General features: G+C 54.3%; 19 protein-coding genes, 1 pseudogene and 1 riboswitch. Of the genes and pseudogenes, 9 read left to right on the plus strand and 11 right to left on the minus strand.

Translation table 11 applies throughout. The annotated features are described in order from the left end of the window. Positions 1–9: 9 nt before the first annotated feature. Both BQ5353_RS10985 and BQ5353_RS10990 read right to left on the minus strand, forming a co-directional pair. Positions 10–1,407, minus strand: coding sequence for an APC family permease (locus BQ5353_RS10985; RefSeq protein WP_082398698.1), 1,398 nt, complete (start codon positions 1,405–1,407; stop codon positions 10–12). 111 nt (positions 1,408–1,518) lie between these two features. Continuing rightward, positions 1,519–1,688, minus strand: a riboswitch (Lysine riboswitch). 122 nt (positions 1,689–1,810) lie between these two features. Beyond that, positions 1,811–2,728 (minus strand): magnesium transporter CorA family protein, encoded by a 918-nt coding sequence (locus BQ5353_RS10990; RefSeq protein WP_054332347.1) that lies wholly within the window; start codon positions 2,726–2,728, stop codon positions 1,811–1,813. A gap of 159 nt (positions 2,729–2,887) precedes the next feature. Between BQ5353_RS10990 and BQ5353_RS12805 the strand changes: the two genes are divergently transcribed. Further along, positions 2,888–3,058 carry a hypothetical protein gene (locus BQ5353_RS12805; protein WP_153801637.1) on the plus strand — a complete coding sequence of 57 codons (171 nt, stop codon included), beginning with the start codon at positions 2,888–2,890 and terminating at the stop codon, positions 3,056–3,058. A gap of 13 nt (positions 3,059–3,071) precedes the next feature. Here BQ5353_RS12805 and BQ5353_RS10995 read toward each other — a convergent pair whose 3' ends face one another. From BQ5353_RS10995 to BQ5353_RS13100, 3 genes are all read right to left on the minus strand, one after another. Beyond that, positions 3,072–4,436, minus strand: a complete 1,365-nt coding sequence (locus tag BQ5353_RS10995; RefSeq protein ID WP_204211311.1) for an amidohydrolase — start codon at positions 4,434–4,436, stop codon at positions 3,072–3,074. 253 nt (positions 4,437–4,689) lie between these two features. After that, on the minus strand, positions 4,690–5,724 hold the full coding sequence (locus tag BQ5353_RS11000; RefSeq protein WP_054332348.1) for a DUF4397 domain-containing protein: 1,035 nt from the start codon (positions 5,722–5,724) through the stop codon (positions 4,690–4,692). Between the two features lie 397 nt (positions 5,725–6,121). Continuing rightward, positions 6,122–6,298: a YdeI/OmpD-associated family protein gene (locus BQ5353_RS13100; RefSeq protein WP_143117225.1), complete on the minus strand. Its 177-nt coding sequence runs from the start codon at positions 6,296–6,298 to the stop codon at positions 6,122–6,124. Positions 6,299–6,375: 77 nt separating this feature from the next. Here BQ5353_RS13100 and BQ5353_RS11005 point away from each other — a divergent pair, with 77 nt between their 5' ends. Then, positions 6,376–7,143, plus strand: a complete 768-nt coding sequence (locus BQ5353_RS11005; RefSeq protein ID WP_054332349.1) for a GH25 family lysozyme — start codon at positions 6,376–6,378, stop codon at positions 7,141–7,143. 200 nt (positions 7,144–7,343) lie between these two features. On the opposite strand, the gene BQ5353_RS11010 is transcribed toward BQ5353_RS11005, so the two are convergent. The 5 genes from BQ5353_RS11010 to BQ5353_RS11030 form a co-directional block, all read right to left on the minus strand. Then, positions 7,344–7,844 (minus strand): GNAT family N-acetyltransferase, encoded by a 501-nt coding sequence (locus BQ5353_RS11010; protein WP_054332350.1) that lies wholly within the window; start codon positions 7,842–7,844, stop codon positions 7,344–7,346. A 156-nt stretch (positions 7,845–8,000) separates the two neighbouring features. Then, the gene (locus BQ5353_RS11015; RefSeq protein ID WP_054332351.1) at positions 8,001–8,342 is read right to left on the minus strand and encodes a sporulation initiation factor Spo0A C-terminal domain-containing protein; all 342 of its coding nucleotides are present in this window, start codon (positions 8,340–8,342) and stop codon (positions 8,001–8,003) included. Positions 8,343–8,561: 219 nt separating this feature from the next. Next, entirely contained in the window at positions 8,562–9,185 is a 624-nt protein-coding gene (locus BQ5353_RS11020) for an undecaprenyl diphosphate synthase family protein (protein WP_083386481.1), read from the minus strand. A gap of 202 nt (positions 9,186–9,387) precedes the next feature. Then, on the minus strand, positions 9,388–10,776 hold the full coding sequence (locus BQ5353_RS11025) for an amidohydrolase (protein ID WP_071428238.1): 1,389 nt from the start codon (positions 10,774–10,776) through the stop codon (positions 9,388–9,390). A 347-nt stretch (positions 10,777–11,123) separates the two neighbouring features. Next, positions 11,124–11,486: a hypothetical protein gene (locus tag BQ5353_RS11030; RefSeq protein WP_054332359.1), complete on the minus strand. Its 363-nt coding sequence runs from the start codon at positions 11,484–11,486 to the stop codon at positions 11,124–11,126. Between the two features lie 143 nt (positions 11,487–11,629). On the opposite strand from BQ5353_RS11030, the gene BQ5353_RS11035 reads away from it, so the two are divergent. From BQ5353_RS11035 to BQ5353_RS11060, 7 genes and pseudogenes are all read left to right on the plus strand, one after another. After that, on the plus strand, positions 11,630–11,995 hold the full coding sequence (locus BQ5353_RS11035; protein ID WP_054332360.1) for a winged helix-turn-helix transcriptional regulator: 366 nt from the start codon (positions 11,630–11,632) through the stop codon (positions 11,993–11,995). A gap of 137 nt (positions 11,996–12,132) precedes the next feature. Next, positions 12,133–13,410, plus strand: a complete 1,278-nt coding sequence (gene dinB / locus BQ5353_RS11040) for a DNA polymerase IV (protein ID WP_407657177.1) — start codon at positions 12,133–12,135, stop codon at positions 13,408–13,410. Beyond that, positions 13,410–13,661 carry a hypothetical protein gene (locus BQ5353_RS11045; RefSeq protein WP_054332361.1) on the plus strand — a complete coding sequence of 84 codons (252 nt, stop codon included), beginning with the start codon at positions 13,410–13,412 and terminating at the stop codon, positions 13,659–13,661. The genes dinB and BQ5353_RS11045 overlap by 1 nt, the downstream gene beginning before the upstream one ends. Positions 13,662–14,052: 391 nt before the next feature. Further along, the gene (locus tag BQ5353_RS11050) at positions 14,053–15,429 is read left to right on the plus strand and encodes a vWA domain-containing protein (protein ID WP_054332362.1); all 1,377 of its coding nucleotides are present in this window, start codon (positions 14,053–14,055) and stop codon (positions 15,427–15,429) included. A gap of 1,133 nt (positions 15,430–16,562) precedes the next feature. Then, a pseudogene (locus BQ5353_RS13525) lies at positions 16,563–16,697 on the plus strand (LPD23 domain-containing protein); the annotation flags it as partial. 1,699 nt (positions 16,698–18,396) lie between these two features. Beyond that, positions 18,397–21,741 (plus strand): LPD23 domain-containing protein, encoded by a 3,345-nt coding sequence (locus BQ5353_RS12815; protein WP_204211312.1) that lies wholly within the window; start codon positions 18,397–18,399, stop codon positions 21,739–21,741. 131 nt (positions 21,742–21,872) lie between these two features. Further along, positions 21,873–22,355 carry a hypothetical protein gene (locus BQ5353_RS11060; RefSeq protein ID WP_071428240.1) on the plus strand — a complete coding sequence of 161 codons (483 nt, stop codon included), beginning with the start codon at positions 21,873–21,875 and terminating at the stop codon, positions 22,353–22,355. Between the two features lie 32 nt (positions 22,356–22,387). On the opposite strand, the gene BQ5353_RS12820 is transcribed toward BQ5353_RS11060, so the two are convergent. Next, on the minus strand, positions 22,388–23,263 hold the full coding sequence (locus tag BQ5353_RS12820; protein ID WP_143117229.1) for a hypothetical protein: 876 nt from the start codon (positions 23,261–23,263) through the stop codon (positions 22,388–22,390). Between the last annotated feature and the right edge of the window lie 482 nt (positions 23,264–23,745).

Consider the following 23,745-nt stretch of genomic DNA (forward strand, 5'->3'; position numbering starts at 1 on the left):
CTATGGGGGTTATTCCGCTTTCATCATCTTCTGGTTGGCTTTTTTGACCACTGGATAGAGGACAAACGCCGCTGCGGGTACCACCAGTCCGATGATGGAGGTGACCGGGTCTTCGATGAAGGTGTTGGCCATCAGGCCGATGTTGACCAGGATGATCAAGATGACGGTGAAGGGGTAAGCCCAGACTTTATAGGGACGGTTCAGGTCGGGATACTTTTTGCGCAGCACCACAACCGCATAGAAGGTCAGGGAGTTGAAGATGAAGCCGCTGAACACCACAAGGGAGGTGATTTGGTTCAGGTTCCGGGTGCAGACCAGGGCGCTGGAGACGATCATCGAGGCGATGAGAGCGCTTACAGGGGTCTTGTAGGTGGGGTGCAGCTTGCGGAAGGAAGGGAGGAACAAGCCGTCTTTTGCCATGGCGTAGTAGGAGCGGGGGAAGACCATGACGCAGCCGTTGAGGGCGCCGAAAATGGAGACTGCCATGCCCACGCCAACCAAAGTCTTGCCGAAGTTGCCAAAGAGGATGGTGGCCGCCTTGGTGCCTACAAAGTAGTCGCCTTCGGCGAACATGCTCTGCATCACATCCACGGGGACCGTGCGGAAGATGGCGAAGTTAAACACCACATAGAGGGACATGACTGCCACAATGGAGATGATGATGGCCAAGGGAATATTCTTTTTAGGGTTTTTGATCTCTTCGCTGATGACGTTGATGTTGGTCCAGCCGGTGTAAGCCCACAAGCTGGAGACCACTGCAAAGGCCACCATTCCGATCAGGGAGGGGATCGAAGGATTGGAAGCGGGGATGACGCTCAAATCAGGGGTCTGCTGTCCCATAAACAGGCCGAAGACGATGATCACTGCGATGGGGACGATCTTGGCCACAGTGAAAATATCCTGAATGATAGCGCCCAATTTGACGCCCCGGATGTTAAACAGGGTCAAGAGGACGATGAGGGAAACGCCAAGGGCTTTCTGCTGCCACTCGGTCATGGGGAAGAAGGCGTTGAGGGCATTGGGAAACGCCACAGCCAGGCCGGCGATGGAACCGGAGGAGGAGATGAAGAAGCCAGCAAAGCCGTTCATAAAGGCGACCCGCTCGCCGTAAGCCTCCCGCAGGTAAATGTATGCGCCGCCAGATTTGGGCATCATAGTGCCCAGTTCCGCGTAGCACAGGCCACTGAGCAGGGAGATGAGGCCGGCGATGACCCAGACGATGAGGGCCAGGCCCATGCTCATGCCGCTGCGGATGAGCACATAGGAACCCAGGTAAAAGATACCGGACCCCACCATGATGCCCGCCAGGACGTTGACACCGCTGAACAGGCTTACTTCCCTTTTAAATTCGGTGTTTTCAGAGGTGAGCTGTTCCAGCTTTTGATTGATGTTTTGATTTTCTGCCATGATGGATTGACTCCTTTCCAAAGTGGAATTGCGTATGGACGACACCACAGGGATAACAAAAAAGGTTGCATCATATCGATGCAACCTTTGGAAATTTGGTATCCAGCAGTTATCATCGATAGCGCCTCCACTCGTATGAGCGGGAGTCTTGCCACTCTTATTTGGCAAGCCCAGTCAATTCTCCACGCCTGGAAAACTGCTTCGGCGGTATCCCCTTTCCCCAGTTTCAGCGAATGCCTTCTCCACGGGGTACTCTTGTCAACCGCGCCTCTATCAACCTTTTTTGCCAGTATAGCATAGCCTTTGCCAGGATACAAGAGGAAATGTAAAAAAATTTCAAATTTTTTCTTTTCAAGATGCGCGCCCTTCGCAAAATGCAGCTCATCCCCCAGGGGAAGGGCGCTTAAAACCAGTTGTTCTTGCGGAAGTAGGCGATCACCCAAACTAGAATCACCACACTCAAAGCGATGACCATGGGGTAACCGATGGAAGAGGTGTACTCCGGCATGGGGAAGTTCATCCCATACCAGCCGGCGATCAGCGTCAGCGGAAGGCAGATGGTGGTGATGACGGTGAACAGCTTCATCAGTTGGTTCAGGTTGATGTCCACCTGGGCTTGGTAGGCTTCCCGGACTTCGGTGACGTAATCCCGCAGGTTGAGGACGCTGTGGAACAGCCGGTCCACCCGGATGGACACCCGATGAAAGTGTTTGAGGGTGTGGGGGTCCAGCAGGTTGTTGGGGTCCTCCTCGATGAGAGAGGTGATGTCGTAGAGCTGTTCGTAATACCGCTTGAGGGTGAGGAGCTGTTTGCGAAGATGGACAATCTCCTTAATGCAGTCCACTTTACGGGAGGTGATGAGCCCTTCCTCCAGGCTGGAGACCTCCTGTTCCAAATGCCCCAGCAGGATGGTGTCGTCATAAGTGAGCTGGTCAAAGAAGGTGTAAAGGATGCGGGGCAGGGTGATGCCGGGCATTCCCTCCTTTTCCAAGGCATCGATGATATTGTGGATGACCTTGGAGTGGTTGTAGATCATCACCAGCAGGTTGGGCCGGAAGTAGATGCACACCCGCTGGCTGGGTTTTAACAGGTTGTTTTCGTGGGGGACATTGAGGGCCATATAGTCGTAGCCGTTGTGGTTGTCCAATTTGGATATGCCAAGGCGCATGCATTCCTCGGCGATTTTTTCGTTGATGTCCAGGGCTGCACTCATGGAGGGAAGCTCCCCAAAGCCCATGGTGCAGAAATAAAAATTGCCCTCTTCTAAGACGGGAGAGCCCTCCACCCGAACCAGGCGGTCCTCTTCCAAACGGTATAACATATATTCACCTCATTGATTGTTTTTTACGGGATGAAACCGGTAGGGGCTTCGCCCTTGACAAATTGCCCTGGGGCTACTGGAGCATAGAATCTCTATAGACTGGAAAAAATCCTGACGCAGCCTTAAAGAATTGCAGTGCCAGATCTGGAGAAAGAAGGCATGACAGCAATTCTTAGTATGTTACAAGCTTTGCTTATAACAATGGATTTCTTCCCCAATGATCGCTTTGGGATCATTGTACCACAAAAAATCCCTCCGATGGGATATAATTTTTATAAAGGAAAAAGAGCTGCGTCAAGGCGCAGCTCATTTTTAAAGAAAGACAAATGAAAGAGAGACAAAGTTAATCGATGTCATCCAGCCAGCAGTGGTAGGGAGCTCTGCCTTCCAGGTTCTTGCGGTGCTCTTCCCAAGCTTTTTCGATGATTTCGGGGTGGTGCAACAGGTCGTAGGCGTTCTGAGCCAGGACTTTGCCGCTGTAAATTTGTGCTTTGTGGCCGATGGACATGCCGGTGCAGGCGGTTGTGCTCCAGTGGTGAGAGGGGCAGCCGGTCAAGCGGCAATGGCCAAAAAACTGGACGGTGGGGATGATGTAGCTGACATCCCCCACGTCGGTGGAACCGCCGCCGCTGGTGATGGTTCCGGTGGGAGGAGCAATGGTGGTGGGAAGCAGGTCGTGATCGGCCTCCTTGCCGGTGGCATTGCGGTAGACCTCTTTGGCGAAGTTTATCTCATCTTCGGTGTAGGTGATTTCCGGAATCTTGATCGCGGAGTCGTACATAGCCTGGTTGAGGGTGAAGTTGGGCATAGTGTCATAAGCTGCGGCTTTCTGCTCAAAAATGACCTCGGTTTCGGTCATCATAGCGGCGCCTTCGGCGATCTTGCGCACCCGTGCTACCACGTCGCGGCAGGTCTCAGCGGACTGGGCGCGGACAAAGTAGTTCAGAGAAGCAAAATCCGGAACAATATTGGGAGCGGTGCCGGAGGCCAGGTAGATGTAGTGCATCCGGACGTCGCTGGTCACATGCTCCCGCAGGTACTGTACACCCACATTCATCAATTCGGCAGCGTCCAGGGCAGAGCGGCCGTTGTGGGGATCGCCGCCGGCATGGGCAGTGCGGCCCTTAAAGCTGATGATCATATTGGTGCAGGCGTTCATGCGGATTTCAACGGCTTTGGGAGCGCCGCCCATGGGGTGCCAGGCCAGGCAGACGTCAATGCCGTCGAACAGATGGTTGTGAATCATGTGGACCTTGCCTTCAAAGGTCTCCTCAGCAGGGCAACCCAGGTAAACAATGGTGCCTTTGAGGCCCTCTGCCTCCATAGTTTCCTTCAGAGCGCAAGCGGCGGCTCCGCAGCCGGCAGCCATCAGGTTGTGGCCGCAGCCATGGCCGGGGCCAGGCTTGGGGGAAGGATAGGGAACAGCTTCCTGCCCCAGGCCGGGCAGGGCGTCCAATTCACCGATGATGCCGATGACCGGTTTGCCACTTCCCCATTTGGCGATGACACAGTTGGGTTCATCACCCTTCATTGCGGCATCCAGCTCCTGGACCTCAAACCCGTATTTGCGCATAAACGCAGCGGTGGCTTTGGCGGCGTAATGCTCCTGCATACCCACTTCGGGATGAGCCCAGATATCGTCGGATAAAGCGTTGACTTCATCGGTGTGGAGCTCATACCATTTTTCGATATTTTTGTTCATTTCCATGTGGATCCCCTCCTTGGTTTGGTTGATTGCACGGTTCTTGGATGGTTTCAGTATATCTTTTTTGGCCAAAAATAAATAGCGATATTTTAAATAAAAATTGCTCGAAAACTTTAGCATCCAAGGGGCTTTTGCGTGGAAATTTCCGAAGAACATATAAAATATTACTAGTTTTGAAAAAGTCAATAGGGGAAATCCCGGTATTTTGACAAAAAAGAGGACCCAGCATGTGCTGGGCCCTCGGTTGGGGAAAGGGTTACTGCCGGTCCTCCACGATGATGGTCTGTAGTTCGTTGGGAGAGGTGCCATACCCCAGAATGTATACGGTATACATGGCGTTGGCTCGGACATTGACGTAGAAAGAGAGAAGCGGCTCGGCCCGCATCATTACTGAGCTGGTGTCGGTGTTCAAGGTCTCGATGTCCTCCATGCGGGGGGTGGGGCGCAGGCTGGTCTCGGCCAGATAGAAGTCATACTCGCCAGGGCGGATGCGCTTGAAGGAGGTGACCTCTTTGAACCGCACGTCACTGTAGACTACCCGGCCGTCGTAGAGGATGACATCCAACGGGTTGCTGTAATACGCCAGGTTGGCAACCCGGAAGCAGGAGTAACCATAGGGCCGGTTGTTGCAGGGGGTATCGCTGATCTGCATCAAATCAATGCCGCCTGCGGAGGGGATGATGGCCATGGTGATGGTGTCACCCGCGTGGAACGGAACGGTTTTGCGTAACAGGACATAGCCGTTGGGTTGGGCGATGGTCACAGTTCGGAAGCCGTCGGACACATTGCCATAATTGGTCAGAGAGCCAAAGGAGAGGCCGGAAGCCACCTGCAGGCCGCTGACGATGACCACCAGGGAACGATAACTATTGACTGCGTTGAGGAACCGGACTTTGCTGTACCCGTTGGTGTTGCCCTCTTGGCAGAAGAAGCAGGGCACATTGGGCAGTGGGTACACCGGGAAGATGGGCCAGTTGGGCCGGTTGGGCCGGTTAGGGCGGCTGGGCTGGCTGGGGCCGGGGTACACCGGACCGCCTTCGCCGGGGTCGGGAAGAGGGATCACTGGGATACCAGCGGAGCCATCCTCATTGCCGGGGAAAACCGGGCCCCCCTCTTCAAAGTCGGGCAGGGGGATCACCGGGATACCGGCGGAACCATCGTTGTTCCCATTTTCAGAGGCGACAGGGCCGCCTTCCTGAAAGTCCGGCAGGGGGACTACTGGGGTGCCGGTGCGGCCGCTCATCCCGTTGGACATGGAGCTGTTGGTCTGCTGAATGTTTTCATTGTTCATAAGCAGGATGTTCCTTTCTTAAGTAACGTCACTGCCAGTATATTGTGTGGAGGGGGAAAGAGTGAATCTGGTGGATTGAAAAACGGGCAAATGGTGTCGATTTTACCCTCCGAATTCTGATATTACAGTCAAATTCCATCCCGAAAGCCCTCGAACATTGGCGGAAAAACCTCCAGAAGAGGGAAGTCCCCCAGGGGGACAAGGGCTTCCCCGGTTTTGGCCGGGCAGGGGAAACCCGCTGAATCTTTTGAAACCCAAGACCAGGAGATCACATATCTTCAAAATCCATGAAAAAAGCCGCCCCGTTGGGACGGCTTGGCGGCTTGCCAGGGAGAAGGAACCTTTTCCCTGGACTTGACATAAACTGCCTCGGGGGATGGTGCACCAAGGGGCAGATTCAGCACCCGGGCTCCAAGCGCTTGACCAGGGAACGCATCTCCTGGCGGGATTGAACCTGGTGGGCCTCTCGGAGGAGTTGCTGCTGCTCCCCTTGGGGCAGGTTGGAAAAAGCCTCCATTGCCTTGGGGTGCTGGGCCAGCGCCATGGCGAAGCCCAATGGGAGTTCATCCATCATTTTTGATCACCTCAAAAATAGTGTTGACTAAAATGGACCATCTTTCCCTGTAAAAAATTTACAAGGAGCAAACGACTATGACCGAAGGAATTGACATTTCCATTTACAATGCCCGCCAAGGGGCCATCGACTGGCAGGAGGTGCGCCAAGCGGGAAAAGAATTTGTGATGATCCGGGCTGGGTGGGCCAACTACGCCGGCCAGATTTATGAGGATTCCACCTTGCAGGAATCGGTGGAGGGCGCGTCCCAAGCGGGGCTGCAGGTGGGCCTCTACCTCTATGATTACTGCGCAGATGATGCAGCCCACCGCACCGCCGCCAAAAATCTGGTGGAGATCGCCGGGCGGTTCCAGGGCAAATTGACCATGCCCCTGGCCCTGGATGTGGAGGAGACTTCTCTCCCGGTGCTGACCGATCAGGGAAAAACTGGCTTGACCAATGGCGTTATCGCCTTCTGTGACGAGCTCCAGCGGGCGAAATATTATGCCATGTGGTACAGCTATACGGCGTTTATCCAACAGCACTTGGAGCGGGACCGCCTGCGCCCCTACGACCTGTGGCTGGCGGATTACCGTGCCACCCCGTGGAATACCCCTCACGGGATGCTGCAATATAAGGGCGGCGGCCAGTGCCCCGGTGTCCAGGGGCCCTGCGACCTGGATCGGGCGTATAAGGATTACCCAGCCATCCTCAAATCTGCGGGGCTCAATCACCTAGAGGAGGAAAACGTGGATTACAAAGCGCTGTATCTGGAGTCTCAGCAGAAACTGAAGGAAGTTGAGGCGGAATATGACGGCCTCAAACAGAAGGTGGACCAGTTTGTATCCTCTTTAAATGAGGCGTAGCGGGTCTCTAAAAAGGATGGATCCCGCAGTGCAGGGGAAGTGGGCTTGGGATTTCCCGCTTTCCCTAATTGAGGAGAATCCGCCGTGATAAATAGCCAGAGAGAAAAAACCGGGAAACGGGACTGTCAAGATCATTCTTGCAGTAAATAAAAGGGCATCCGGGCAAAGCGGCCCGGATGCCCTTTTTGCGGAAGGGGGGATCACAGAATTTTTTCAAAGGCGATGCGCTCTCCATCATCGCTGTAGATGATGCCGCAGCGGGCAAAGCCGTGTTTTTCCAGCAGACGCTGCATGGAGAGGTTTTTGCGGTGGGTGTCCACCTTGATGGAGGTTACCCCTCGCTCCTGGCACTGGGCTTCTGCTTCGGCAATCATCCGGCCGGAGAGGCCCTGGCCCTTCAGGGCATCGTCTACGCAGATGCGGTGGATGACGGCGCAGGGGGCGTCGCTGAGCCAGTTCCCCTCATAGATGACCTCATAGTTCTTCTCCGGGCGGAAGGAGATTACAGTGGTGCCCACCACCTGTCCATCCTTCAGCAGCACATAGCTCTCCCCTGCGGCAATGTCCTGTGCTATGACCTCTCCGTTGGGATAGCCGTTCTGCCACTGGTCAATCCCCTGGGATTTTAAATAGGCCTGGGCTTGGCGGACAATCCCCATCACCGCTGGGATATCCTCTTGCTGGGTAGGGCGAAACAACATGGAAAAAATCCTCCTTTTTGTCGCTGGGATCCGGTTTTCCCCTCGGAAAAGAGGGAAGATACTCCCATCATAGTATATCTTAGGGGGATTGTAAAGCGGGATTCCCCATGGTGCAGCCAGCCCCCGATGGTTGGGGGCTAACCTGGGCGTCCCTCGTCAGGAGGTGATTCCATTCCTATCGTTCAGATAAGTGGCCAAAAAGTAAATGACCTCCCCGGGAGAGGGTTTGCCGGCCAACTGCCGCCCGGCGATTTCTTCCAGCACATCACGGTCGCCGTTGAGCCAAATATCCTGCACCGCCCGGGCGATGGATCGGGTCACCGTTTCGTGGCTGACGGCAAATCGGTCTGCCACCAGGGGGTATAAGGTGGTGGTAAGCCGGCGGAAGGGGTAGGGGGACAGTTCCCTTGCCAGGTCTACAGCATGGGCCAGATACCGGTAGCCGCTGTTGGTAATATGGCCTGCAATGCGGTGCAGCAGTCGTTCCGATTGGGTCATGAGGATTCCTCTCCTTGCTTATTGTAGTAGTTTCAGAATACCTTATGGCCGGGGAACTTGGGGGGATATGGTCAAAACCAGTCCACATTAGATTGAGGTGGTTAGGGAAAGAAACAATATCCCACCCATCGAAACGAGTCCAGCGAACGATAAAATAGAGCCGAAAGAAAAAAATTGCCCCAGCAGGCTTTATCTCCTGCTAGGGCATTGGGGAAGATATCATCCTCCGCGGGTGACGTCCTGATGGGCATACCACTCCAAAGCGTTTAGAAAATCGCTGTCGGTGTACTCAGGCCACAGGTGGTCTTCCACATAGAAATCTGCATAGACTGACTGGATTGGCAGAAACCCGGAGAGCCGCCGCATGCCGCCCCACCGGATGATCAGGTCGATCCGGGAGATATCCCGGGAATAGGGATATCCGTCCTGTTGGATGTGGGATAAATCCCACTGCCAACCGTAGTTGACCAAAAAGTTCACCCGGATGCCGCCGCCGTGGATCGGGGTGCGCCTGGTGTAAGGGAGAAGCTCCTGGGGGAAAAACCGGGAACGGCTGTCCCCCATAACCAAGAGGTCAGCTCCCTCCTGGGACAAAAGGTCCACCGCTTCCACACAGGCCCGCTGAAACGCTTGGAACTGTTCCGGTGGGCGTTGGCAGTTGTCTTTGGTGAACCCGTAATAGGTAATCTCCTGGATGCCGTTCTCCTTGGCCAGTTGCAATAGGCGCTTCCCAGGGCCCAGGCCATATTCGTATCCATCTTTTTTGTTCATCCCATGGGCGGCAGCCCAACGGCGGTTCCCGTCGGGTATGATCCCGATATGTTTTACTATATGCTTGCTAATTCCGCATCACCTCCCCAGTAGTCTGCCCAAAAAAAGGGGGAGAAACACAGGAGTGACGCCAAGAATGCTTCCCAACAGGATCTAAAACTTAGGCGAGATACCAGGCTTGTGGCATGCCTGCCTCCACAGGCTGATATAAAGCTTTGGGGCGGAGGAAAAGGGGCCGGAATACCCGGCCCCTTTTGGATGGTATGTATGCAGTTTACGGGACCAACATGTCGGAGGTGATGGGGCATTTATATTTTTTGCCCGCCATCGCCTTGTCAAACTCCGCTTTGGCATCTTCCCGGATTTTGGGGTCTGTCAAGACTTTCAGGCCGATGAGAGCCATGGTCTTGGCAGCGTAAATGGTGCCCTTCACACCGATCTCTGCGCCGGCGCAGGCGGCGGTCTGCCAACTGTGACCTGTGCAGCCAATGGCCATACAAGTGGTGGTAAAGGTTGTACAAGGACAGATATGTTGGACGTCGCCCACATCGCTGGAACCGCCACCACCAGATGTGGGTTTAGGCTCCTGGACTTCGTCTAAAAAGACGGTTCCATCCGGCAAACCGAAACTTGTCAAAGCTTTTTCATACGTTGCAGGCATCGCGCGATTGATGGCATCGCCGAATTTAAGATCTTCTTCACTCCAAGGCTCCCGAGGAGCTTCCCGCAGGCAGTCCAGAGCTAATTTGGCCAAAGTGGAGTTGTTCAAAAAGTTATAACAACCGCCCAGGTATTCGATTTCTACCTCAGTTTCAGTCATCATGGCCGCGCCTTTGGCGATCTTGCAAAGGCGCTCATAAGTATCTTCCACCGCCTCGCGGGAGAGGGCGCGGATAAAGTAGTAGGAGGAAGCTCTGTCGGGGACGATATTGGGTGCAGTTCCCCCTTCGGTGATGATATAGTGGATGCGCACATCGCTGGTCACATGTTCCCGCAGATACTGGGTGCCCACGTTCATCAGTTCAACCGCATCCAAGGCGGAGCGGCCGTTGTGGGGGTCGCCGCCGGCGTGGGCAGTCCTGCCTTTGAAGTGGAACTTGACAGAGTCCAAGGCATTGGAGACGCCGCCATTCATAGGTGCCACATTTGTCTTTCCAGGATGGAAGCCGATGGCGATATCCAAGTCGTCAAAAGCACCGCCCCGGGCCATGAAGCATTTGCCGGTGAGGACCTCTTCCGCAGGACAGCCAAAATAGATGATCGTGCCGGGCAGCTTTTTCTCCTCCATCTCCGCTTTCAGGCCGAGGACGCCGCCCAATGTGGCAGCGCCCAGCAGGTTATGGCCGCAACCGTGGCCATAGGGTTGCCCTTCAATGGGCTTTTTCTCTGCTGCCAGTTCCTGGCTCAAGCCGGGCAGCGCGTCGTATTCCGCCAGAAAGCCGATGGTGGGGTGGCCGGAACCATAGGTGGCTTTGATAGCAGTGGGGACGCCAGCGGTGCCGACTTCAACGGAAAAGCCGGCGTTTGTCAGCGCGTCGGCCATCCACTCGCAGGCCTTGAATTCGCGGTATGGGCCCTCCGGGTTTGCCCAGATATCCAGGGCGACTTTTTTGATGAGGGCGCGGTTGTCATCAATGGCTTTGTATGCAGTTTGACCAAGCATGTTGTTTTCCTCCCTGATTTGTGATGTTCTATGTCTGCCCACAGCTGTGTGGGATCATTTCGTTGCCATAATTCTATTATATCGGGGATTTCTCGAAAAAACAACAAATATTTTCAACATAATTAGAAATGTTTTAGATTAAATAACGGTTGGAGAAAAACAGATTTGGCCGTCCCTGGAAAGGCGGCATTGTAAACGGAAGGAAAAGAACGCATTCCCTCGGTTATTCCATCTGGTGGAGTGGCAGCACAGTTTGGTGGCCAGCTGCCCAGGATTCTAAAAAGGGGACAAAAAAGGGCATCCATCCCATTGGATGGATGCCCCGGTGTCTTCAGGCACAGATTGTTTTACTGGAGCAGGTCGCCTTTCTTTTCCAGGATTTCTGCCACTGCCACACAGGCCGGGCAGTCGCAGTACTTCGCCCCTGCGGCTTTGATCTCCTTGGCGTGAGCCGCCACCTGGCCGGCAGCTTCCGCTCCCCCGAATACCTTGGCGCCGGCTTCCGATTCTGCAAAGCCGATCAGGTTGTCAATGGGCATGATATCCGCTTCCAATTCAGCGATGTATTTTTGGGTTTGGGCAGCCTCCCGGTCAGTTCCGATGGAATCCAGCCAAGCTTGGGCCGACGCTTTGGTCTCAGCGCTGCAAGTGGGCGCGGCCATCAGTTCACGGGTTTTTTCTACAACATAGTTGACAGTCTCTCTGCTCATCGTTGTCATTCCTTTCCATCTTTGGTTCGGGTTGATTTCTTATAGTATCTTTATTATACTTGATCTGTATAAGGAATCAAGTACGCAAATATTTAATACCTAGTATCTTTTTCTATACCAGCAGTTTTGGGAGGGATGGAACCATGGACGAAACTTTGACATACGACGAGTTCCGGGAAAAGGTGAGCAGTATCATTCTCACTCCCGGCGGGAACTGCCCGGTAACCCCGGTGGTGCAGATGCTGCAAGGAAAGTGGAAGCTACAGATTATCTATGACCTTTGTATCAAAGAGCCCCTGCGGTTCGGCGAGCTGAAGAAAAGGTTGGATGGAATCACAAACACGACCCTTTCCAATGCGCTGCGGGAGCTGGAAGAGGACGGGTTAGTCCATCGGGAACAGTTCAATGAAATTCCGCCCCATGTGGAATACTCCCTGACGGAAAAGGGCAGGGATCTGCTCCCCATCTTTTACGCCATCGCCAAATGGGGGCTGAAATACATCTTTTAAAATTTAGCGTGTTATAGCCGGAAAAGGTTCCGGTGCCCCGGCAGGGAATCCGAAAAAATCGAGGAAAACCGACAAAACTTTCCATTGCTATCTCGATCAAATGTTCGTATAATAGGAGTAGAAAACATTTGTTTGAGGTGAGAGGTTTGGAACGGATCATTTTGCACAGCGACCTCAATTGTTTTTACGCATCGGTGGAGATGTTATACCATCCAGAGTACCGGGATAAACCCATGGCGGTGTCGGGGGACCCGGATCAGCGCCATGGCATCATCCTGACCGCCAATTACCTGGCCAAGGCCCGAGGGGTACGCACCGGGGAGGCCATCTGGCAGGCCCGGCAGAAATGCCCAAGCCTGGTGACGGTGCCGCCGGATTACAGCCGGTACCTGCGGTTTTCCCAGATGGCCCGGAAAATCTATGGGGATTACACCGACCAGATCGAACCCTTTGGCATCGATGAAGCTTGGCTGGACGTCACCGCCACTCCTGGGGTGGGGGACGGGAAAGCTCTTGCGGATGAAATCCGGGGGAGGATTTGGCGGGAATTGGGGATCACCGTAAGCATTGGGGTGTCCTTCAACAAGGTGTTTGCCAAGATTGGCAGCGATTACAAAAAGCCGGATGCCACCACCCTCATCACCCGGGAGAATTACCGGGAGATCGTCTGGCCCCTGCCAGTGGGGGACCTCTTGTATGTGGGGCCGGCCACCCGGGCCAAATTGGAGGGCAAGGGGATTTACACCATCGGGGCGTTGGCTCAGACCCCGCCGGAGCGGTTGAGCAGCTGGCTGGGCAAATGGGGCCGGATGCTGTGGGTGTTTGCGGGTGGGTTAGATCATTCCCCGGTAACCCGGATGGGGGAGGAAGCGGCCATCCAGTCGGTGGGAAACTCCTGCACCACGCCCCGGGATTTGGAGAGCGACGAGGATGTGCGGATGACCTTGTACATCCTCTCGGACAGCGTGGCCGCCAGGCTGCGGGAACAGGGGCTGCGGGGCCGGACAGTCAGCCTGTCCATTCGGGACAACATGCTGGCCTCCTTCACCCGGCAAAAAAAGTTGCCAGATCCCACCTGCCTCACGGAGGAAATTGCCGGGGAAGCTTTTGCCCTCTTTCAGAAGAACTACCGGTGGGAGCGGGGAATCCGTTCTATTGGGGTATCCGTGTCGGATCTGAGCAGCCGCAGTGAGCCCCTCCAGCTGGATTTGTTGGGGAAACAACTCCGCCGGGAGGAGCGGGAAGCCTTGGAGGATGCCATGGATCACCTGCGCCGGCGATATGGGAACCAATGTGTCCGGCGGGGCGTGACCCTATCCGACGCTCAGTTTGCCGGGATGGACCCCAAAAGGGAGCACGTTATCCACCCGGTGGGATTTATCCCGGCGGGGGGTAAGGTGGGAGGTGGCTTTTAATGCGAAAAGTGTTTGTGGATGTGTTAGCCCGCCACGATGCCCAGGGGCAGACAACTCCCTTGCTGGTGGTGTGGGAAGATGGCCGGAAATTTGAGATCGACCGGGTGCTGGATATCCGTCCAGCTGCCAGCCGAAAAGTGGGCGGGGCGGGAATCCGGTATTTGGTGCGGATCGGCCGCCATGAGACTGTCCTCTTTGAAGAGGAGGGCCGCTGGTTTGTAGAGGGGAAGGATGCCCCGGAGAGGGAATGATAGAAAAGAAAGGCCCGTCTAGGCGATATCACCTAGACGGGCCTTTTCACCGTCAAAATGGGTGTGGCGCACAACAGCAAAAATACAAGACGGTTTCTAAACTTCTCCAGTTGGTTTGCCGCGGAGGAAGGGGCCAACCGTAGACGCCGTGAGCCAAAGGCCCCCAAGGGTGAAACCGGACTTGGGCGAGATGGGGGATTTTGCAATTTTTTCTTTCTATCGTTTTGTGGATGAGCGATAGAAAAAGATGCCATTGAGGTGCAAAAGTCATGGAGATTGAAATAACCCTACCAATAAACTGGTGGGAGACAATCCTCAATTTTTCGCCAAATTTCCCCAATAGCATAGTATACAGTGAACCGAATCCGGTTCGGAAAGGAGTCCATGAATCATGGGCGTTACAAATTCCAATAAGCAGATTAGCACCCAATATATTGAGTGCGACGGCACTTTTGAAGTCCTTCTTGCTTTGACAGCAGCACCCGATATTGTATCTCATCCAACAGATATTGTGCTGATCCTCGACCGCTCCGGCAGCATGGCGGGAAGCCCTTTGGCCAACTTAAAAAGTGGGGCGAAAAAGTTTATTGACATCATCGAAGAAGCTACGGACGGCACCCCAGACGGCATGATTGGTTCTGGCAGCCGAATTGGTATAGTCAGTTTTGCCTCTACGGCAACTCAGAACACCCAGCTTATCACCTCGGTAGCGGATTTGAAAAATGCGATAGACAGTTTGTCCGCCGGCGGGAACACCAACCATGCAGATGCATTTACCAAGGCTACGGAGATGTTCGACCCTGCATCGGGCAATGCCAAGGTCATGGTGATGTTCACCGACGGCCAAACCACGACCGGCGGTGACCCCAGCCCCGTAGCGGCTGCTGCCCGGGCACAAGGCATAATCATTTACTGCATCGGTTTGATCGGGTCCGATGGGATTGACGTCTCAGTCTTAAACGATTGGGCGACCGATCCAGACGCCTCCCATGTGGCGGTGACCCCCGACGATGCAGAGCTGGAAGACCTGTTTGAAGATCTTGCGGCCAATATCACCAAACCCGGTGCCACCAACATTGTTATCAATGAAACGGTGTCCTCCGATTTCCGCATTCTCAGCCTTATGGCCCCAACAAAAGGCTCTGCTAATTTGACAGGGCCTACCACCATCCGTTGGACAATCGACGAACTGGGGGTATCCGCCAGCGAAGGTGCGACTTTGGAGTTCACGGTACAGCATGTTGGCCAGGATTCCGGAATTAAGACCGTCAACGCCTCTATTGAGTATACAGATACGGAGGGCAATGTTGTAACCTTCCCTTCCCCCACAATTGAAGTGGAGTGTGGGAGGGTGGTCATCCCGGAGGCATGCCCGATCCCAGTGGACGTCACCATCGGGGGCTGTGAAGATTCCGTTGTCATTGATGCAGGGGATTCTTATTTGGAATCCCAAGGTAGGATCTTACAGCTGGATGTCAATTTAAAGAATGTTTGCCCCAACAAGAGGGTGGCGTTGGCAGTACTGCTCACCGAAGTGGATGCCAACGGCGATGAACACTCCCGGGGCATGAAAACCTTCACCATTCCTGCACACACAGCGCCCACTTGCCGCGATGTTTTGGTGCGCTGCATCAAATTTGTTTTGCCTGAGGATTTGGATGTCTCTGGAGGCACTCCCCTGGCGATGTGCAATCCCCGCAATTTAAAAGTGCGTTTTATCGCCCACAACATCGATTCGGATTTCCAGTGCTGTGAATTGGTACTGTAAGAAGAACAGAAGGCTATGTCAAAGAGCCCGAGATGTTCTCTCTAAAAAGAAGGCTACTAGGTTTGTAGAGAGTAAGGATGCTGCGGGACGGGAATCCCATAGATAACCTGTTGCTGAATGAAGAAGAGAAGGCCCCCTGTCAGGCTCTGTTACCTGACTGGGGGCTTTCCCTTGCTATGTTAGATGTAAAAGCACATCCCCACAAAGAAGGGAGCTTAGGCTGGGATTATTATACCACCCGGTTTCAATTGGGGGGCAAAACCTTCGAGGGAACCATCAATATAGCCAACTCACCCAATGGCAGAGTGTTTTATGACATCACAAAAATAAGAGAGATTCCCGGCTCCTATGGGATGCCGTCCACCCCTGTGGCGACTGTCACACCCATATCCGAGAATCTCTCCACCCCAAGAGTACCACAACTGGGGGAGAAGGTCAATGGGGAGGGACAGCGTGCCCCCCTCAAGCTGCGGGAGACCGACGGAAGGCCGGGCCTGGTGAGGGATGCCCTCTCCCGCCGGTGGGATACCCGGATGCGCCGGGATGTCGATGCTGCGGCAAAGCTGGCGAATGTCAGCGTGGTGGTGGAGGAGGATATGGGGGATCTGGACGGCCTCTACGATGGCCGGACCAACACCCTGCACATCTCCGCCAAGGCCCAGAACCCGGTGAGGGTGGTGCTCACCCACGAGATCACCCACGCCATGAAAACCTCCAACCCGGCGGGATACCGGGAACTGCAATCCGCCGCGTTTCAGATGATGCAGGAGACCGGGGACTTGGAGCGGGTCAGCGCCATGCTGGGGGAGAGCTATGGGGAGATGACCCAGGACGAGCTCAACGAAGAGCTGGTCGCCCACTTTATGCAGAACACCATGGAGGACATCGGCCAGTTTGAGCGGCTGATCGGGGTCAACCGCAATGTGGCCCAACGGCTGCTGGACGCCCTGGACAACTTCCTGCGGCGCAATGCCATCCACTGGAACGATGGGGAAGACAGGACCGCCGGGGTGTGGAGCAGCTACACCTACCACGACCTGGAGGAAGTGCGGGAGAAATGGGCGGCCTGCCTGCGTGGGGCCGACCCCAACGCCCCGGGGCGGGACGTGGTGCGGAAGCTGTTTGGAGGCGAGATGGCAGCGGAAGCCCCGATAGATGGGATGTACCAGGCCAAAGAGCTGCAAGGGCAGACCCAGCAGGAGGTGTGGAACCAAACGGGCTGGCTGCAAGGCAAAGATGGGCGCTGGCGGTTTGAGATCGATGACAGCGGCGCGCAGCTGGACCTGACCAAAGCCGGGCCCGGCGCCACCCTCAAAGATGTGCTCTACCACCCGGAGCTGTTCCGCCAATACCCACAGCTTGGGGAGGTGGCGGTGAAGTTTCAGCCACTGCCCGATTCGAACACGCTGGCCCGTTACAACAGCCGGAACAACACCATCACCTTTAACACCCAGCCCAAGGCAAACCCCAGCCACACCCCGTTGGAAGTCACCCTTCACGAGGTCCAGCACGCCATCCAGGCGGAGGAAGGGTTTGCAAGGGGTGGAGATTTGCGGAGTGCTAGGAACTATAAAATTGAACAATTGCGTAATCTAGCTGAGCATATGCCAGAGTATCAAGAACTTCCGTCCATAGATGCTAAGGATGCCTTCTTGTATGATCTTTTTTTAAATACTACACCGATAAGGACAGAAAAAGCGGCACAACAGAGAGCATATGGTGAGTTAATGGGGGAGCAAGAAGCCAGCGAAGTGATGCTCCGCAAAGATTACTCCCCCCAAGAACGGCGACAGAAAGCACCCCACCAGTATAGTGACCCTTTAGTGGTACTCCAGGATGGAACGCTTGTCCTTGACGACGATGCTGACTTCCTCTATGATGAAGGTATCAATCGAGGAGGAGTGGATACAGATGGCGTTGACACCAGAGGAGAAAAAACGGTTAGAGTATCTGGACAGCTTGTTCAAAGAGAAGGAAGAGGCAGCGATGGAAGAGTACCCCTTCTACGACAACGAGGAGGAGGGATTGGACAGGGAAATGAAGATATTTTACAACAGCTTTCCAGGGTTGACCGAGGAGGAAGTTCGAAAACTAGATTGGGAACGGGCTCTTCTTCTATCTCGCAGGCACGAAAAATAGCCTCCCCCTCCCGCCAAATCGCGCCGGAGCTGATCGAGAAGTACCGGGCCATCCCCAAAGGGGAACACCCTGCCAACGACGTGCAGGTGCCGGCGGCCACCGGGGAAGGGCAGCGCACCCGGCAGACCGTCCGCACGGCGCTGGAAAGCCCCCATGCCGACGCCCGGCTCATGGAGCAGACGGAGCAGAAGCTGCGCCAGGGCCTCCTCTCCTATAAACCCATCAGCAACGCGGAGGCGCTGCAAAAGGCCAACCAGACCCTGGAAACCGAGGGGTATGACCGTGCCCTGGGCCGGTTTTCTGGGGCCATCGGGGGAGAGACCGCGGGGGGAGCGCCCACCGGCCGCACCGACAAATACACCATCGCCTTGGGGGAGCGGCTTTTGGCGGAGGCCCAGAACCGTGGGGACACCAAAGCGGCCATGGACATCCTCTCCCAGCTGGCGGTGGAGGCCACCGTTTCCGGCCAGAACGTCCAGGCCATTTCCATGCTCAAGCGGATGGGCCCCCAAGGGGAGCTGCTGACCCTCCAAGCGGCGGTTAACCGGCTCAACAACGAACTCGGCAAGAAACAGGCCCAGCAGCGGCAGAAAAACGGGGAGCAGATCGCCCAGCTGGAAGCCCAGAAGGGGACCGCCCTCAACCAATTGCAGATCGACCAGCTTAACCGGGAGATCGCAAAGCTGTCCGGGGAGATCACCCTGCCCCAGGAAGCGGCGGCGGACATCCTGTCCCAAACCTCCCCCAAGGGGCTGGAAGAGGCGGTGGAGCGGGCCTATATCCAGGTGGCCAAGCAGGTCCCCGCCGATTGGCTCACCNTCCTATGGGATGCCGTCCACCCCTGTGGCGACTGTCACACCCATATCCGAGAATCTCTCCACCCCAAGAGTACCACAACTGGGGGAGAAGGTCAATGGGGAGGGACAGCGTGCCCCCCTCAAGCTGCGGGAGACCGACGGAAGGCCGGGCCTGGTGAGGGATGCCCTCTCCCGCCGGTGGGATACCCGGATGCGCCGGGATGTCGATGCTGCGGCAAAGCTGGCGAATGTCAGCGTGGTGGTGGAGGAGGATATGGGGGATCTGGACGGCCTCTACGATGGCCGGACCAACACCCTGCACATCTCCGCCAAGGCCCAGAACCCGGTGAGGGTGGTGCTCACCCACGAGATCACCCACGCCATGAAAACCTCCAACCCGGCGGGATACCGGGAACTGCAATCCGCCGCGTTTCAGATGATGCAGGAGACCGGGGACTTGGAGCGGGTCAGCGCCATGCTGGGGGAGAGCTATGGGGAGATGACCCAGGACGAGCTCAACGAAGAGCTGGTCGCCCACTTTATGCAGAACACCATGGAGGACATCGGCCAGTTTGAGCGGCTGATCGGGGTCAACCGCAATGTGGCCCAACGGCTGCTGGACGCCCTGGACAACTTCCTGCGGCGCAATGCCATCCACTGGAACGATGGGGAAGACAGGACCGCCGGGGTGTGGAGCAGCTACACCTACCACGACCTGGAGGAAGTGCGGGAGAAATGGGCGGCCTGCCTGCGTGGGGCCGACCCCAACGCCCCGGGGCGGGACGTGGTGCGGAAGCTGTTTGGAGGCGAGATGGCAGCGGAAGCCCCGATAGATGGGATGTACCAGGCCAAAGAGCTGCAAGGGCAGACCCAGCAGGAGGTGTGGAACCAAACGGGCTGGCTGCAAGGCAAAGATGGGCGCTGGCGGTTTGAGATCGATGACAGCGGCGCGCAGCTGGACCTGACCAAAGCCGGGCCCGGCGCCACCCTCAAAGATGTGCTCTACCACCCGGAGCTGTTCCGCCAATACCCACAGCTTGGGGAGGTGGCGGTGAAGTTTCAGCCACTGCCCGATTCGAACACGCTGGCCCGTTACAACAGCCGGAACAACACCATCACCTTTAACACCCAGCCCAAGGCAAACCCCAGCCACACCCCGTTGGAAGTCACCCTTCACGAGGTCCAGCACGCCATCCAGGCGGAGGAAGGGTTTGCAAGGGGTGGAGATTTGCGGAGTGCTAGGAACTATAAAATTGAACAATTGCGTAATCTAGCTGAGCATATGCCAGAGTATCAAGAACTTCCGTCCATAGATGCTAAGGATGCCTTCTTGTATGATCTTTTTTTAAATACTACACCGATAAGGACAGAAAAAGCGGCACAACAGAGAGCATATGGTGAGTTAATGGGGGAGCAAGAAGCCAGCGAAGTGATGCTCCGCAAAGATTACTCCCCCCAAGAACGGCGACAGAAAGCACCCCACCAGTATAGTGACCCTTTAGTGGTACTCCAGGATGGAACGCTTGTCCTTGACGACGATGCTGACTTCCTCTATGATGAAGGTATCAATCGAGGAGGAGTGGATACAGATGGCGTTGACACCAGAGGAGAAAAAACGGTTAGAGTATCTGGACAGCTTGTTCAAAGAGAAGGAAGAGGCAGCGATGGAAGAGTACCCCTTCTACGACAACGAGGAGGAGGGATTGGACAGGGAAATGAAGATATTTTACAACAGCTTTCCAGGGTTGACCGAGGAGGAAGTTCGAAAACTAGATTGGGAACGGGCTCTTCTTCTATCTCGCAGGCACGAAAAATAGCCTCCCCCTCCCGCCAAATCGCGCCGGAGCTGATCGAGAAGTACCGGGCCATCCCCAAAGGGGAACACCCTGCCAACGACGTGCAGGTGCCGGCGGCCACCGGGGAAGGGCAGCGCACCCGGCAGACCGTCCGCACGGCGCTGGAAAGCCCCCATGCCGACGCCCGGCTCATGGAGCAGACGGAGCAGAAGCTGCGCCAGGGCCTCCTCTCCTATAAACCCATCAGCAACGCGGAGGCGCTGCAAAAGGCCAACCAGACCCTGGAAACCGAGGGGTATGACCGTGCCCTGGGCCGGTTTTCTGGGGCCATCGGGGGAGAGACCGCGGGGGGAGCGCCCACCGGCCGCACCGACAAATACACCATCGCCTTGGGGGAGCGGCTTTTGGCGGAGGCCCAGAACCGTGGGGACACCAAAGCGGCCATGGACATCCTCTCCCAGCTGGCGGTGGAGGCCACCGTTTCCGGCCAGAACGTCCAGGCCATTTCCATGCTCAAGCGGATGGGCCCCCAAGGGGAGCTGCTGACCCTCCAAGCGGCGGTTAACCGGCTCAACAACGAACTCGGCAAGAAACAGGCCCAGCAGCGGCAGAAAAACGGGGAGCAGATCGCCCAGCTGGAAGCCCAGAAGGGGACCGCCCTCAACCAATTGCAGATCGACCAGCTTAACCGGGAGATCGCAAAGCTGTCCGGGGAGATCACCCTGCCCCAGGAAGCGGCGGCGGACATCCTGTCCCAAACCTCCCCCAAGGGGCTGGAAGAGGCGGTGGAGCGGGCCTATATCCAGGTGGCCAAGCAGGTCCCCGCCGATTGGCTCACCAAGTGGAACGCCCTGCGGTATATGTCCATGCTCACCAACCCAACTACCCATATCCGCAACATCTTGGGCAACGCCGCCTTCTACCCGGTGGTGCAGCTGAAAAACCTGGTGAAGATCCCCCTGGAACAGTCCGCCCAAAAGCTGATGCCCAAGTATGCGGGGGACCCGACGGCGGCGGTGCTCAACCGGGGGAACAAGACCGACCGGGGTTATTTGCAGATGGCGGCGGAGAGCTTCCAGGAGAACCAGAAGGTGCTGAAGGCCGGGGGGAAGTACAACCCCAGCGACCTGATCCGCCAGCACCAGACGGTGTTTGACGGCAAACTCTTGGGCTTGGACACCCCCTTCACCAACAACGCATTCACCCAGGCGATGGGGAAAACTATGGAGGCCATCCGCAAGGCCAACGGCGGTGCTTTGGAGGCGGAGGACCTGTGGTTCCTGCGGTCCAACTATGAGACAGCCTTTGCCCAGGTGCTCAAAGCCAACGACTACCAGAGCCAAAACCCCGCCCGGCAGAAGGAGATCCTCAAAAACGCCCAGCAGTGGGCCAGCGAGGAAGCGTGGCGGGCCACCTACCGGGACGCCAGCAAATTCGCTGACGCCCTCAGCCAGTTCAGCCGCACCAACCCGGTGACCAACCTGCTCATCGAGGGGGTCGCCCCCTTTAAGAAAACCCCGGTGAACATCCTAAAGCGAGGGGTCAACTACAGCCCGGCGGGGAATGCTCATGTGCGGTAAAGTAACATACAAGAATTTGATAGATAGCCGCCCACTATTCCGTATTTTTTTTCGGTGAAATCTTTTCAAAAGCACTTGATTATAATGTAGCTCAATGAGATAATATGAAGTAAAAGAAAGAGGTGGTTGCAATGAAAAATATAGGATATACTTTGAAAAGATATAAGATATGGGTTATAGCGATTATTATTGTTATATTGGCTATTGTTAGCCTTACGAAAAGCAAAACGATAGAAGATTACTTTTTAAGCAATTATGAAAGTGCGACAGAGATTTTGTATCACGATAATTTTTCAGAAAATTATGAGGTTGTTTTTTTTCTTGAAGATAATGGATATATTTCTTGTGCTTTGTTAAAGAATAAATGGATAGGATATCAAATATTGAGAACGAGCGGGAAGTTAAATTTATATAATCCTGGATATTTGTGCAGTTTTTTTTATGATGATAATGAGAGTTTATGGATTGATTGGGGTATTATAACAGACAATAGTATACAAAGTGTATGGACGGAATCTGAGGAGATGAAAATAGTAGACACGCCTTACAGTTATAGAATATGTTGGTTGACAGGCAGTGGAGAAGAACCTCAAAATCATGTAGAAAAGAAATAAAAAACAGAGGATAAATCCTCTGTTTTTATTTCTTAGTACGGGATATTAGTAACAGTGCAAACGAGTGACCACTGTTTATCGGTATTAGAAAGGGAGAAGCTACCAGCAACAGTTTCAGAACCAGGGGTAATCGAAATCGAACCTTTAACCTTTGAATAGGTATGAATATATTTCAAAACAGCCTCGGCAGTATTGCCATTACCAGTCAAGGTATTTTTACTAATATTCACGTTCAGATTGATGTCTTTGGCATACAAAGTGTATTTTGAAGTAGGGTTAGAGTCCTTGAAAGACCATACACGCCCAGCATTTGGAGTAGAATCGGAGTTATAGATGGTAAGAGCACCGCCAAGTTGGTCTTTTCCAGAAATGCTGTGACTTTTAGCTGTAAAGCTACCAGACCATGTTACACCAATAAAATCCTCACCAGTAGCACAGTAGTTTTCGCCCTCAGTATGCAAGCCTGAATCATCCCAATGAGCAGTACCAGTCAGATTGCAAGAAACACCATTCGAGGTGTTGTAAACACCAGAAAATGTGATTGTCAATCTGCCACGAGTATTAGTAGCAGCCCTCGGCATAGGGACTTCACTGAGAGGAGCGAAATTATCAACTCCAATAGCCATTACCTCATCTTTAGAAAGAAGCCGACTGTCTGTGATAATAAGTTCATTATTTACCATATCATAAGTTTCTTCTACAAATACCGTAGCAGAGATAGAACCGAGTGAGCCAGAACTTCCGTCAAACGCTACAGTTGAAGGTGTAGTTTCTGTGATGATATAGGCATCGGGAAAAGCAGGGGAAGAAATCTCAAAATGAGTATTTGGGGTTTCTGCTGCAAATACAGGAATAGACATAGATAAAATCATAACAGCAGAAAGAATTATGGAAATTAGCTTTTTCATAGGTAGACCTCCTTTGTTATTTTCTGAATTTTAACAGTGATAGTTTTTAATTCATTGGAATCACCTCTTCTGTTTTATCACAGTAAAAAGATTCATTTTTATTATAGTCAAAATTGGCGAAAATTGCAATATAAAATTCCTGCAAAAAAATATTTTTTGTTCATTCTAACTAATAACACCAAGCCTTAAAATCACATAGGGAGTCGGTCAGTATTATCCGTACAATCGTTCTATCCAGTGTAGCTCATGTAGAGTTCTTCAAAGCGGCAAAACGAGAAGAGCGAAAGGAAAAATACAAATAATGTGATTGCGAGTAAAGTTACATATAGCAAATCTAGCTGAGCCAGTCAACGGCAAGTAAATGGGCATTCGCCCACCGTGGACAGCCTCGCTCGTCTTTGCTGATAGGCAACCAAGAGGACGATAGCCCAAAAGTGCTACCGCCCTCTTTTACTATTTACAACTGAATAACCGCCGCCCCG

Origin of the sequence: Merdimmobilis hominis (assembly GCF_900104615.1) — a bacterium.
In the GTDB taxonomy this organism is placed as follows: domain Bacteria; phylum Bacillota; class Clostridia; order Oscillospirales; family Ruminococcaceae; genus Merdimmobilis; species Merdimmobilis hominis.